The following is a 13,297-nucleotide window of genomic DNA, read 5'->3' as shown; positions in this document are numbered from 1 at the left end:
CCTTGCCGAACCTCGACCCATTCTTTTAGCAGGCAAGCCTCTCCGCCCGGAAGGATGAGCAGGGCGAAATCGTTGGGATGGTTCACCCGACGAGCGCGGGCCTGCTCATGTTCGGAGAAGAGTGGCGCATAAAGGCGGTCGCTATCTGCTCGCGGTCGCGGCCCCCAGGAGGGCGACACTGAGGGATGCGGGCGAAGTGACGGCGACGGGCATCAATCCTCATAGCGCAAGAGGGGGCAGGCAGCGCGCGTTGGGCCAGTTGCGCATAGGCGAAAAACCGCACGTCATAACTCAACTGGAACCGTTCGGCCATCCGATTTCAGAGTGGCCGAGAGCGCGCCGTTTTCATAATCGACCGATAGGGCAGGCCCTTCCAACACCACCACAGAATCGGAGCCGTCTTTGGCGCAAGTGCAGACTGCGTCGCCGTCCAGACGGTTGACGTAGCAAAAGCCGTCCTCGGTGAGGCAGAAGCTGCGGGCGACGACATCTCCCACGAAGGTGGCTTCATGGGTTTGGATGTCGTAGGCCTGAAGGCGCGAATCCTCGTCTATGAAGTAAATGGCGCGACCGTCGAAGGCGATGTTGCCGTCAGCGGGGATGGCAAGCGTGTGCGTCGCCCGCGTGGCCCGATCCACTTCGACGATCTTGTCATTCACCACGAAGAAGAAACTGCGATTGTTCAGGAAGAAGCGGTGGCAATCCGGCAGGAACGCCCAGGTGTCGCCGACGGTGTAGTCAATCCCCAGCAGAGAGCGGTCGCTGTCGGCGATTTGCTCGAAAATCACTTGGCGCTCCAGCGTGTCCGCATTAAGGCGCACGATGCTGAACTGGGTAAACGTGCTGTTGTAATTGCCAACCCGATCGACGTACTGCTGAGTGCGCGAAGTAAGGTAGTACACGCACGGGCCGTCTACGTAGGCGCCCTTCACCAGCTCCTCGTCGGAAAAGGCGCCGAAAAGGGGCGAGGTCTCCACGGCCACAGGGGTAGCCCCTTCGCGTTCCAAGGTATAGGCCTGGGCCTCGTCGTCGAACGTCACGGCAATTCCGTCACCCGCCAAGCTTTGAGCGGCAGAGTTGTAGACCACGGTCTCGGCGGCCTCGGAAGAGCATCCGGTTACGGGCAGCAGAAGGGCGGCGGCAAGCAGAAGGGCGGCCGCGGGCTTTGCCTTGCTGCCGAAGCGGGGCCTTTTCTCCAAGAGCCAGCAGTTCGTGCTGCGTCGCACCGTTCCGTACAGCGCGAGCATCGTAAGCGCCGCCGAAATTCCCGCCACCAGCGCAAATTCCCACGGGGACACTTCGGCAAACACGGCGATTGCCTCCCCACCATCACCCTGCATAAAGCGGCTGCCCTCTAAGAACCCCGTCGCAAGCAAGAACGGCAGGGGAAGGGGCAGGCGGAAGACGAACTGGGCCGGCAGCCCGACGAGGGGGATAAGGGTGGCAGCGGCGCCGATAAGAGCCGTCAGTGCGTACTTCCTCACTATAACCGAGGCGAAGAGGAGCAAGGCCGCGAGCATCACCGCGCCGAAGCAACGGAGTGCGGCGGCCGCTACGAACGCCTCTGCAAGGGAGAGGCCCTTCTCGCTGGTGCCGAAAAGCGGAACGCTCTGGAGGGGATAGTCCCCGTGGGGCAGCCCGTATTTCACCGCGAAGAACGTGAGCTGGAGAAGGGAGAGTGCGACACAAAGGGCAACGGCGGAACCGATGACGATGAGCACCTTGCACCGGGCGCTTGCGCGGCCCTCGGGGGTCGTACGCAAAAGCGCGTCCATCTGGCAGGCGTATTCCGAGCAGAAAGCCGCGGCGGCCAGATACAAGACGGCCAGCAGCACCGCGAAATCCAGCGTCTGGACAGAGAGAAGCCCGGCCCAGCCGTTCGTCTCAAGGAAGTATCGGTTGGTCGGGTTCTCCGATACATAGAGGTACTGCTGGAAGGCGGCGTCGAAGCCCCGCTCGTGGGCCAGCACCTCCCCGGCCTGGGCCGCCGCACTTTCGTAATCCTCAGCCGAGGTGAGGCCGCTGTAGTAGCTTTCCTGCGCTTCGGCACGGGCGGCTTTTGCTTCCGTGATGGCCTCGCTCTCGTCTTGAAGCCAGGTCTCTTTCTGGTCGTTCAGGGCTCCGTCCAGCCTCTCAAGGCACCAGGCGTAATCGGATCGGTGCTCTTGCATGGTGATGTTCTGGGGCTGTTCGGTTATCGCCAGCCAAACCCCGCTGACCACCAGGGCTGCCAACAGACAGGCCAGCCCTCGCTGCCCGATCATGAGCTTCTTCCATTCATAGGCGAGCACCATCATCGCAGCCTCCTAATAGGGCAGTAGGTGTTTCGCGGCGAAAGCAGATAGATGGCTGCGGCAACGACGAGCCCCGCAACCAGGGAGATTGCGAGCGCTACCTGCCAGGACAGGACGGGGAAGCCGCCGATGTCCAGAAACTCCGTCTGGGCCAGGAGAGGGCGGCCCGCCAGCAGCGAATAGGGATCGAGCGCTTTCGCCCAGACAAAGTGGGAATAGGCCATGCTCGCGCCGCCGATGACGAGCACGGCGGTGAGCGCGAAGTTGGCAACAAGGGGGACGAGGGCGTTTCTGCCCCGCAGCGACACCGCAAGCCAGGCCATGCCCAGAGCCCAGAGCCCGATGCTTCGCAGCGCCGCCGCCAACACCGCGAATTGGAGTACGCTGAGGTCGATCGGTGCTTCGGCGAAGCTGGGGATGGCGTACACCGGCAAATCCAAGCCCTCTAATGTGCCGAAGGCGGCCCCGAAGCCCGCCAGGTCAAGCAGCGAGAACCACATGGTCACCAGCAGCAAAAACCCGCTGGCTGCCATCAACTTCGCGAGAACGGTGCGGCTGCCGCCATTGGGATTCGTAAGCAGCAACCGGTCCATCTGGGTTTCCCGCTCCTCCACGAAGGTGCCAGCCACGCCATAGAGCCCCAGAAGCAGTACGAGAACGAGGGAGAAGTCGTAGTTCAGGTAGTAGTTGGCCATCTCCGTGTAGGCGAAGTCGGGCACGGTGCGACCGGCGTAGATTTGATATATGGCGGCGCTTTCCCGCTGTTGGTACAAGGCCCCGGCCTGAGCCGCGGCCTCGGCGTTCTGGCGCGCCTTTTCCGCCACCGATGCAGCACGGTTACCATATTCGTAGCAATACTGCATGGGATCGACAAAGTACTTCTCCAGTAGATTCCGATCGCTGTAGAGGTTTCCCGTCAGGGAGTTGGCGTCGTCGGTGGCGGTGCTGGCGGTCATGTCCGCTGTGGCCTGGGCCAAAGGCTGCCACGTCGCCAGCAGCTGCTGCACCTTTTCGGGCGTAATGGGGCCTTGGTACTGGTCGTAGAGCTGCCAGTAGACGGTGTGCCAGCTGCGCTCGCCGCTTCCGTCGGCCAGAAACGAATAGGCATCCCACTCGCTGTAGATCTTGGTCAGGTTTATAACGCTGAACAGGACGAAGAGCACGAGAACCGATCGCCGACAGAAAAGCTTGGCGAATTCGTACCAGACTAGGCGCATGGTGCATCGCCGTCCTGGCAGAAATACAGGAACACGTCTTCCAGGTTCGGTTGCGCTGGCCGAGCCCCCGCACAGGGGCACTCGTCGCTGACGATACGAAGCGAGAAGAGGGGGCCGTCCTGTTTCATGTTGCCGATGCAGCAGCGTTCGGCCAGCCGCCGGGATTGTTCCAGGTCCGCCGTTACCTCCCACACTTTGCCCGCGATGCTTTGCTCCAGTGCCCCCGGCGCTCCTTGCATGAGCAGCTTGCCGCGGCGCAGCAGCAGGATTTCCGTGGCAATGCACTCAACGTCGGGCACGATGTGGGTGGCTAGAAGGATGGTGCGCCCAGGGGCGAAGCGGGAGATAAGGTTGCGAAAGCGGATGCGCTCGCCCGGGTCCAGGCCGGCGGTGGGCTCGTCCAGCACCAGGACCTTCGGGTCGGATAGCATGGCCTGGGCAATGCCGAGTCTCTGGCGCATGCCCCCCGAAAGGGCACCGATCTTCTTGTCCCGCGCGTCGGCCAGATTCACGGTGTCCAGCAATTCCGCCGCGCGGCTTCGCGCCAAAGCCGGGGACAGGCTCTTTAGCGCTCCCATGTAGAGAAGGAAATCCCCCACGGTGAAGTCGCGGTAGAAGACCGGGTACTGCGGCATATAGCCCAAATCGGCCAGAAACGCGCGGCCCTGTGCCCCAACGTCGCGCCCATCGGCTCTCACTGTCCCGCCGTCGGCGCGCAAGATGCCCACGAGGATGCTGATGAGCGTCGTCTTTCCGGCGCCGTTTTCGCCCAGCAGCCCGAAAACGCCCTCGCCCAGCGTGGCGCTGAAGTCTTTCAGCGCATAGTTGCCCTTGTAGCGCTTTGCCACGTTGTCGAATCGGATTTCCATGCTAGGCCCCGAAACTAAACGTGGATACCGCCGTATCGATCTCCTCTATGCCACAGCCAAGAAGCACAACGGCAGACTGCGAATCGTCCAAGATGCTCACCTGGGGAATCCGCCCCACATAGCGGGAATCGTCCACCTCGATGGTCTCGGTGGTCAGAAGTTCACCGGAATCGACGGCATAGACCCGCACGGTAAGGGCGTCGCCCAGTTCGGCAGTGGCGACGTACTTGCCCTGTTCCGAAACGTAGACGCCATCTCGCCCCTCATCGCTCGTGGAAAAGTCGAGCCGGTGCGCGGCGGCGCTCGCCGCATCGACCCAAGGAAGGCTCCCATCGACATGCGAGATCGTCGGCGGGAAGAACAGCCTGCCGCCGGCCCGTAGCATCTCCTCGGCATCTTCCGCGTCCAGCCAGGTAAGTTCGGGATTGCCCCCGTCAATGCCTACGGTCCCCCACACCGGCGTGCCTTCCGTGCCGTCGGCGCTTTGGACAGGAAAGCCGCTGCCGAAAAAGGCCACGCGGTTGCTGTCGGGGGTAAAGGCGACGCCGCCCAGCGACGCCATCTCTATGCCGGCCTCGCCAGTGCCTTGGGTGATGTCGAGCAGCGTGGTCAGCTGACCGGTTGGACGGTCGTAAAGGTAGAGGGCGTCAAGGCCCGCTATGGCCAGCTGGTTTCCATCGCTCGATGTCGCTACACAGCTAGGGCTAACCACAGGGTCGTCGGGCACCAGCTCTTCCAATGAGAGAGATTCCGTCAAATTCAGCTCGCGGTCGTAGATGTAGGCGATTGCCCCCGTGTCGCCCAGGGCCGTAAGGACGATGCCGCCCTCGAACGGCACTACGTCGAAGTCCTGTGACGGTACTGAACAGCGAGCCCGCACCGTGCCGGAGGCAGTGTCGTAGAGGTACAGCTCGTCGGCGCAGACAAGCAACATACCCGCTTGGGCATAGAAGCAGCCCGTCAGCTTCCCTGAAAAGAGAGCACTGTCGAAAGTAAAGGAGTTTGGAACTCGAGCTGGCTCCTTGGCCGTCATGACGTCGTCGGCCGGCAGCGAGGCGGAAGGGGTTTCCGGCGCCGCCTCTTCGAAGCTGTCCGTGGGCGCTTGGGGGCTGCAAGCCCCAAGGGCGAACAGCGACAGGGCCAGTGCGGTGCAGAGGGCTTTTCTCATAACTTAGGCCTCCTGGAAAAGTAGTATCGAGTTGGTTTTGTAAAAGGGCGTGTTCGTGTTTTCTGCGGGCACCGCCACACAGTAGAACGTGCTGAGTTTGCCCAATAGAGACGGGTCGATGACACCCTCCACAACGGCCACGCCTCCTTTGCTCAGCGTTACAGCACTCGACGTTTCTCCGTTCATCGCCACCGGTTGGTGGTTGAGGAAAAAGGAGATGTCGTAACGCGCGCCGGGGGTGCCGCACAGGGTAAAGCGCACCGGCACCGGCTCGTCAACGGTAAGGTTGTCGAATACCGTGTCGCCACCGAGGGTGAGCGTGTAATAAACCCCGTCATCCAGCGTATCCATGGTTATGTCTGGCCACCCCGCCTGGGCCAGGTCTTCTTCCACGTACTGGGCCGTGGCCTTTTCCTCTCTCACGCTGCAGGAGGAAAGAGCCTCCGCCGGGCCCGGTGCAGCAGCGGCAGCCGAAGGAGGGTCGGCGCTGAAGCTCATTTCCATGCTAACGGGCAGCGCATTGTGGTACCACCCATAGCTTGACGTGCTTTCCATATCTGGCTGGAAATCGGGATTCGTTATGCTGACGATGGTTAAGTTCAGCGTATCGCCGGCCTTTCCGCTCACCGGCTCGAAGAGGAAGGAGACCTCTTGATCCTCTGCCGCGTCGAACGTGTGGCAGTAGGCATAGTCGGACGATTGCCCGTCGGTGCGATAGGGCTGGGGCTTTCCGTCCAAGAAGAGGAGAAAGCCCACGCTGTCCAAGTCGCCGGTGACGGAGAAATGATAGTCCAGACGAAACTCTCCACCGTCGTAGGGAAACGGCTCCCGCTCGCCGTTGTCGGACAAGGGCGGGTTTACGGCCTCGTGGCTGAGCATGGCCATGAGGCTCGTATCATCCTGCGCCTCTTGGAAGGGGTTCGCTGCATCGTCCGGCGCGGCCGCGGGGGTTTCGTCCGGAATATCGTAGCTGGTGCAGGCGGAAGCGGACAGAAGGGCCGCGCCGAGCAGCGCGGCCAAGATAGGTTTTACTCGCATGCAAGACCTCCTTTGCAACTTTCTGCTCCAGCCTAGGGGGCAAAAGTCAAAAACCGGTCAAGCGGCGAAAAATTCAGAGATGCTAAGGGGTGCCGGCGAAGATTGCCGCCAGCGGCTTTACGTCAGCTGTTTGCAACGCCTCTCTGGGGGAAGTTGACAGCAATCAACACCTTTACGCGGGCGCCCGTATCGCCGTTTGACAGTTCTAGGGATCCTCCCATCTTCCTGCAGAATATCCGGCTCATAGCAAGTCCCAGGCCCAAGTGGCCGCCGGAGGCATCCTCGGTGAAGAACAAGGCATCTCTCTTTCGAAGCGCCGCCTCTGAGAAGCCGGGGCCGTCATCGGTTACCGTGGCCGCTAGCAATTCGTCTTCTAGGTGGAACTCAAGAACAATCTCGCGGTGGGCGTAGCGAAGGGCGTTGCCCACCAGGTTTTCAAGAATGCGATACAGAAGCTCGCCGTCGAAGACAGCCGTGCACTCCGGCATGGAGACGTGATAGGTCAGCCGTGCGGAACTGCCGCGGCACAGCACGGCCAGAGAATCGCCCAGGCCCTCCAGAAATTCCGGAAGGCTCGTCTCCTCGAGGCGAACCTCCACCTCCTCGATAGCGCCCACTTCGCGCATGGCTTCGGTGTAGCGTCCCATACGATCGGCAGCGGATTCCAAGTTGACAAGCGCCCTGTCCAATTCCTCATCGGTCAAAAGGCCCGCCTTGCGGCTTTCTTGCAAGTGCTCCACATAGCCTCCCATGATGGCAATGGGGTTGCGCAGATCGTGGGCCACGGACGCCTGGAGGGCTCGGCGCTCTTCCAGCATGTCCCACAGGAGGCGGTTGTTGTCGACAAGGGCCTGGCGCATGCTTTCAAAGGCAACGCAGAGCTGGCCCAGCTCGTCGGCGGAATCGCAGTGCACTCGAAAGTCGAGGTCTTGGCGGCGGACGTGGGAGGTTGCGTCAGCGAGCGCGCGGATGGGAGGCTCCAGTCTCTTCCGATAGAACCACTGCCCTCCCAACGCAATGCCAAGGATAGCGAAGAGGAGCGGCAGCCCGACCATGGCCACCTGCGAGATGCGATAGACGGCTTTCGCCTTATCTGTGAGCATTGAGAAGCTGGAGTCTATGCGGTCAACGGCGTAACTCGCCGTTTGGCCGGGGTCGCTCTCCGCGCCATCCTGGACGAGGCGGCCGAGCGACTGCGCCTGTCCGCCGATCTCAACTCGGATGGTCGCTTCCGAAACGGTGCCGTCGGCAGCAGTGACCCTCTGGGTGAGCCATGCCTCGTTGGAATCTGGCAAGATGAATTTCTGCAACTGGATGCAGCCGAAGATCGCAAGGCCGCTGGCCAGAGCAACGGCAAGCATGGTTACCGTCACGGTTCGGACGAACTCGCCTTTGAGCGACTTCTTCTTCACGCCTTCCACCGGTACCCCATTCCCCAAACCGTTTCAATGGGCTCGCTGCCGCAGGCCTTCAAGAGCTTCTGGCGAATTTTGCGCACATGCTCTTTGACAACGCCGGCATCCCCCTGGCCGTCGATGCCCCATACCGCTGTGTAAATGCGCTCACGGTCAAAAACCTGGTTGGGATGAGACGCCAGGAAATCCAAGATGTCGAACTCGCGCTTCGAGAAGGCTATTTCCCGATTCCCAGCGAACACCTTCCGCTGGGACCGATTGATGAGGAGGCCCTGCGCGGCCACTACTTCCGATGTTTGGCTCCCCCGGACCTCCCGACGCAGATGTGCCTCAATGCGCGCCGTAAGCTCTCGCAGACTAAAGGGCTTCGTGATGTAGTCGTCCCCGCCGACTGCAAGGCCGTCAATCTTGTCCTGTTCGGTGATGCGCGCCGTAAGAAACAAAATAGGGCAGCCTACATGACTCCTGATAGTCTGGCAAAGCTGCAGCCCATCTATCCCCGGCATGCCTATATCCAGCAAAATAAGGTCGGGCTTCAAGGTCAGCTTCGCCAGGGCATCTTCTGCGTTGTTAACCTTCCAAACCAAATATCCGCGCTGGGTCAGGTGCGCGTCCAGCAGGTCGGTGAGCATAGGCTCGTCGTCAACCACGAGAATCTTTTGGGTCATGTTGCTGCCTCCAATCTTGCAAATCATAAGACTGGAAAGTCAAAAAACTGTCAAGCCCGAGCAGTCCTCCGCGGCAAAGCCACAGAAGCCGCCGGACAGCCGAAACTAAAGCAAGTCGCTTGACGAGATTGCTTCCGAGCTCGTCATTTCCCGCGAGACAGCGAAAACCCATCGCCGAAACATCTTTCAGAAATGCGGCGTCCACAGCGAAGAAGAGCTTTTTCGTTTGGCAGAAGGTTCGCGAAAGGTCGAGGGCTGAGGTGCGGCTGCATCAGCGCCTTATTATCAGTTTTGCCTTCCTCCGCTACCGCTGACGAGCGTCTCCCTCAATTCAACCGGAATACATGCCCAAATTGCGTAATGCACGTATCCGAGTGAACATCTTGATGGAATCAATCAGCCTCTTCCACCGCGCGCACTATGGCGTTGACGGTAGGGACGATGGCTTCAGGAGCGAGAGCGGTGCAGTTCACCAGGAACGATGGCGGGCGTTGGGCGACCAGGGCAGAGAACTGCCGCCGCCTGGCTGCGCTCACGGCTTCGGAGCGCAGCGCTTTGGCCCTGGAAGTCCGCCGAATCCCGCCGGATGGCTCTTCTTCGGCGCAGGCAGGACCACCGAACTTTCCAAAGGCGCCCGCACCGGCGCTGCGGCCATCCTGCCCAGCGGCACTATCGGTGCCGAAACAATAACGGCTCATCGGCGCCAGCAGCACGCCAAACTGAGCAGCGCGTGCGGCAATCGCCTCTTCCGCTTCCGCAGCATCGCGCATGTTCGACACCCCCGGGGCCGCTGCGTTCCAAGCATTAGGCGCGTCTGTCGCTGGCGTTCCAATCGCCCTCGACCTCTCCAGGTCATCCGGCCCCTTCGCCACTTCCATTACGAAATGCAGCCCGACGCCCAGGTTCACCAAGCGCAGCCGCCCTACACCATCCGCTTCCGCCAACGCCGCCGCAAACGCATGCTGCAGCTTGCGAAAATGCGCGCGCTGCCGGTTCACGTGGCGCTCGTACTCCCCCGACTCTATGAATCGCGCCAAGGTCAGCTGCTCCAGCGCCCCTACCGTGCAGGCGTAAAAGCCCAGTCGCCGCCGAAACTGCTCCGTCAGATGCGGCGGCAGTACCATGTAGCCAATGCGAAACGCCGCTCCCAGCGTTTTCGTGAACGTGTTGGCGTAGATGACGCTCTCCGCCTCGTCCAGCGCTTGCAGCGGAGGCACCGGCCGGCCGCTCATGCGAAATTCGCAGTCGAAGTCGTCCTCTATCAGATAGCGACGCAGACCGTCTGGCGCTGGGGCCGCCGCCCATTCCAGCAGCTGCCGCCGTCGCGCCACCGCGGTAGTGACGCCCGTGGGAAACTGGTGCGACGGCATGCAATGGAACACGCTGGCGCCGGTAGCCGCCAAACTGTCCGGCAGCGGTCCCTTCTCGTCAAGCCCCACAAAGCGCAGGGGCACATCGTTGCTTTCATAAATGCGCGCCAGCCGCGGGTAGCCCGGATTTTCGATAGCGAAAACGCGCTGCCGCCCCAACAGCTGCACCAGCAGGCCATAAAGAGTTTGCGCGCCGGAACCAATCACTATCTGCTCTGGGTTCACCTCCATGCCGCGGAACCCCCGCAAGTGATTGGCGATGGCTCGGCGCAGCTGCCACGTGCCCCGACCGTCGCCCGACGAGAGCAAGGCCTCCTCGCTGCCGTCGCTTAGCATGCGCCGCATGGTGCGAGCCCAGGCCGCGTAAGGGAAAAGCCCGGCTGGCGCGGCAGCCCCAGTCAGGTCGGCCAGCAACTCTCCGTTGGCGCACGCCTGCTTTTCTACGGCGGAAGGGCAGGCGCCGATGGTTGTGATATCGTTCAGGACCGCCCCGGTGCCAAACCGGTTTTCCGTCCCTGCGTTAAGCCGGCTTTCCGTCCCGCCCTTGCCGGCGCTAATGGGGAAACTCACCTCGTCGCGCGGTTCGCTTCGCCTCTCGCCCGCGAATGCAACGCCCCCTTCAGCGCAACGCCTCCTGGGCTTTGACGCTCCGCCTACTCCCCCTCCGTACGCAGTTGACTCCCGACACCGCAGGATTCCGCTTTCCCCTCCCGCACAAACGAAAAACCCGCAACGAGGCCGCGCTTCAATATAGCCCTCGGCCACAAGCTGGGCATACGCCCCTTCCACGGTGATCACGCTTAGCCCCAGATGATTTGCGAGCGATCGCTTCGAGGGCAGCCTCTGCCCTGCTAGCAAGGCCCCCGACTCTATATCATTGCGAACTCCGCGATACAACTGCGCATACAGCGGGTCGCCCGCCTGCCGGTCCAGCTGATAGGTAAGCATCCTTACCCGCTCCTTCCGCCAACGCTTTGCCCCAAGCGCCCAACCTCCACCGACGCTTTGCCCAGCCCCCAACCTCCACCAATCCCAAGCCCTGCCGGAACTAGCGGCCTATTCCTGCCAAACGCGGGCCAAAGCCCCTCTGACCGATCGTCGTGGCGGAACTAGGGGGCTATTTCCGGCAGGCGCGGGCAAAAGGCCTTCATCGCGGGGCGCCGTGGCGGAACTTGGGGGCTATTTCCGTCAAAGCCACAAATCGCATGTCGCGACAATCCCGCCGTGGCGGAACTAGCGGCTTAATTCCGCCACGGGGGCCGGAAACGGGGTGCCCGCGTGCGGCCCTGACGGAACTAACGGCCTATTCCTGCCAGCAACTTCGCTGACCTTATCAAATTACCTGGAATTGACTATACCAAACGGGCCAGCACTTCCTTAGGCTAAAGCGCGCAAAAGCCCCGAGAAAGGAACCCTATGCAAAGCGAACCTAGCACCCAAACGCCAAACACCCCGGCAACCGCGCCCGGAGACCCCAGCGCTGCCGACACTGCGGCGGCCAACTCCGGCACCGTCGCCACGCCCGGAGCACCCGGCTCCCAAAACCGCCAGGCCTTGAACCGCCAACTGGCCCAAATGCTCAAAGGCGGCGTGATTATGGATGTGACCACCCCCGAACAAGCTCGCATCGCCGAGGCCGCCGGCGCCTGCGCCGTCATGGCGCTGGAGCGCATCCCCGCCGACATCCGAGCCGCTGGCGGCGTGTCCCGCATGAGCGACCCGGCCATGATCCGGGGCATCCAAGAGGCGGTCACCATCCCCGTGATGGCCAAATGCCGCATCGGTCACTTCGCCGAAGCTCAAATCCTGCAGGCCATCGAAATCGATTACATCGACGAATCGGAAGTGCTGTCTCCCGCCGACGACGCCTACCACATCGACAAAACCCAGTTCGCCGTTCCATTCGTGTGCGGCGCTCGCGACCTGGGCGAAGCCCTGCGGCGCATCCAAGAAGGCGCCACCATGATTCGCACGAAAGGCGAACCGGGCACCGGCGATGTGGTACAAGCCGTGCGCCACATGCGCAAGATGACCGCACAGATTGCCCAGGTGGCGGCCCTACGCCCCGACGAACTGTTCGAGGCGGCGAAGCAGCTGCAGGTGCCCTACGAGCTGTTGCTGGAAGTGCATCGCAGCGGCCGCCTGCCCGTAGTGAACTTCGCTGCCGGCGGCATCGCCACTCCCGCCGACGCCGCACTGATGATGCAGCTGGGCGCCGAGGGCGTATTCGTGGGCAGCGGCATTTTCAAGTCGGGCAACCCAGAGAAGCGGGCCGCCGCCATCGTTGCCGCCGTAACCAACTACCAGGACGCTGACATGCTGGCGAAGCTGTCCGAAAACCTGGGCGAAGCCATGGTGGGCATCAATGAGCAGGAAATCGAGCTGATTATGGAGGCCCGCGGTGTGTAGCCGCCGCATTGGAGTGCTGGCGGTGCAGGGAGCCTTCGCCGAGCACACCGCGCGCCTGCACCAGCTGGGCTGCGAAACGACAGAGTTGCGGCAACTGGCCGACCTGGCCCAACCCCTTGACGGGCTGGTGCTGCCCGGCGGCGAATCCACCACCCAGGCAAAGCTGCTGCGCGATTTAGGGCTGCTGGAACCGTTGCGGCAGCTCGTCCGCGGCGGCCTGCCGGTGCTGGGCACCTGCGCCGGCCTCATCCTGCTGGCCGAAACCGTGGAAAGCACCGGCGACGGACGGCACTCCGAGCAAAACGGCGAGCGCGAACGCCCGGCCCGCCCAGCTGCGGCTCCCTCGGCAGCCACCGAAACCGCGACCGCCCCCAGCGCCGCCTCCGCAGCGAAGCAACAGGGCTCGGCGCCGCTGGCCGCCGCCATCGCAGGGGACTCCGCCCCAGCGCCCCTCACGGCACCGCCACCGGAGCCCCCTGCGAGCAGCGCCCTCGCAAGCCCGCACCCCGTCGAGGGTTTCCGCACCCTGCCCGTCACGGTTCGCCGCAACGGCTATGGCCGCCAGCTGGGCAGCTTCACCGCCGCAGCGCCGCTTCACGTGAAACACGGCGAAGGGCCCCTCGTCTCCCTCACTTTCATCCGCGCCCCGCGCATCGTGGCCATGGACCCCGGCGTAGAAGCCCTCGTAGCCCTGGGCAGCGAGCCGGTGGCGGTGCGCTTCGGCAACCAAATAGGCTGCTGCTTCCACCCCGAGCTCAACGACGACAACGCCCTCTACCGGTTGTTCCTTTCGCTCTTCGCCTAGACAGCGCGTACAAAACCGCACGTTTCATGCAGCCCCATACAAAG

At 62.5% G+C, this 13,297-nt stretch carries 11 protein-coding genes; 3 read left to right on the top strand and 8 right to left on the bottom strand.

Annotated elements, in window-relative coordinates; translation table 11 throughout:
- Positions 1 to 284: 284 nt before the first annotated feature.
- The 7 genes from DMP11_RS06495 to DMP11_RS06465 form a co-directional block, all read right to left on the bottom strand.
- The gene (locus DMP11_RS06495; RefSeq protein ID WP_123185702.1) at positions 285 to 2,297 is read right to left on the bottom strand and encodes an ABC transporter permease; all 2,013 of its coding nucleotides are present in this window, start codon (positions 2,295 to 2,297) and stop codon (positions 285 to 287) included.
- Positions 2,294 to 3,511 (bottom strand): ABC-2 transporter permease family protein, encoded by a 1,218-nt coding sequence (locus tag DMP11_RS06490; RefSeq protein WP_123185701.1) that lies wholly within the window; start codon positions 3,509 to 3,511, stop codon positions 2,294 to 2,296. Before DMP11_RS06490 ends, DMP11_RS06495 begins: the two co-directional genes overlap by 4 nt.
- A complete protein-coding gene (locus tag DMP11_RS06485) occupies positions 3,502 to 4,380 on the bottom strand; it encodes an ATP-binding cassette domain-containing protein (protein ID WP_123185700.1) in 879 nt (292 codons plus the stop codon). Before DMP11_RS06485 ends, DMP11_RS06490 begins: the two co-directional genes overlap by 10 nt.
- A 1-nt stretch (position 4,381) precedes the next feature.
- Positions 4,382 to 5,548 (bottom strand): WD40 repeat domain-containing protein, encoded by a 1,167-nt coding sequence (locus tag DMP11_RS06480; protein WP_123185699.1) that lies wholly within the window; start codon positions 5,546 to 5,548, stop codon positions 4,382 to 4,384.
- Positions 5,549 to 5,551: 3 nt separating this feature from the next.
- On the bottom strand, positions 5,552 to 6,586 hold the full coding sequence (locus tag DMP11_RS06475; RefSeq protein ID WP_123185698.1) for a hypothetical protein: 1,035 nt from the start codon (positions 6,584 to 6,586) through the stop codon (positions 5,552 to 5,554).
- A gap of 122 nt (positions 6,587 to 6,708) precedes the next feature.
- Complete coding sequence (locus DMP11_RS06470) at positions 6,709 to 8,007, bottom strand: HAMP domain-containing sensor histidine kinase (protein WP_123185697.1); 1,299 nt, start codon at positions 8,005 to 8,007, stop codon at positions 6,709 to 6,711.
- Complete coding sequence (locus tag DMP11_RS06465; RefSeq protein WP_123185696.1) at positions 7,995 to 8,669, bottom strand: response regulator transcription factor; 675 nt, start codon at positions 8,667 to 8,669, stop codon at positions 7,995 to 7,997. Before DMP11_RS06465 ends, DMP11_RS06470 begins: the two co-directional genes overlap by 13 nt.
- 127 nt (positions 8,670 to 8,796) lie before the next feature.
- Here DMP11_RS06465 and DMP11_RS10695 point away from each other — a divergent pair, with 127 nt between their 5' ends.
- Positions 8,797 to 8,928 carry a LuxR C-terminal-related transcriptional regulator gene (locus tag DMP11_RS10695; protein WP_123185760.1) on the top strand — a complete coding sequence of 44 codons (132 nt, stop codon included), beginning with the start codon at positions 8,797 to 8,799 and terminating at the stop codon, positions 8,926 to 8,928.
- A gap of 133 nt (positions 8,929 to 9,061) precedes the next feature.
- On the opposite strand, the gene pdxR is transcribed toward DMP11_RS10695, so the two are convergent.
- Complete coding sequence (gene pdxR / locus DMP11_RS06455; RefSeq protein ID WP_123185695.1) at positions 9,062 to 10,987, bottom strand: MocR-like pyridoxine biosynthesis transcription factor PdxR; 1,926 nt, start codon at positions 10,985 to 10,987, stop codon at positions 9,062 to 9,064.
- A 468-nt stretch (positions 10,988 to 11,455) separates the two neighbouring features.
- Between pdxR and pdxS the strand changes: the two genes are divergently transcribed.
- Positions 11,456 to 12,448, top strand: a complete 993-nt coding sequence (gene pdxS / locus DMP11_RS06450) for a pyridoxal 5'-phosphate synthase lyase subunit PdxS (protein ID WP_123185694.1) — start codon at positions 11,456 to 11,458, stop codon at positions 12,446 to 12,448.
- Positions 12,441 to 13,253: a pyridoxal 5'-phosphate synthase glutaminase subunit PdxT gene (locus DMP11_RS06445; RefSeq protein ID WP_123185693.1), complete on the top strand. Its 813-nt coding sequence runs from the start codon at positions 12,441 to 12,443 to the stop codon at positions 13,251 to 13,253. The genes pdxS and DMP11_RS06445 overlap by 8 nt, the downstream gene beginning before the upstream one ends.
- The last annotated feature ends 44 nt before the right edge of the window (positions 13,254 to 13,297 follow it).

The organism is Parvibacter caecicola (assembly GCF_003725335.1).
In the GTDB taxonomy this organism is placed as follows: Bacteria; Actinomycetota; Coriobacteriia; order Coriobacteriales; family Eggerthellaceae; genus Parvibacter; species Parvibacter caecicola.
This window is presented reverse-complemented; position numbering and strand designations above follow the sequence as displayed.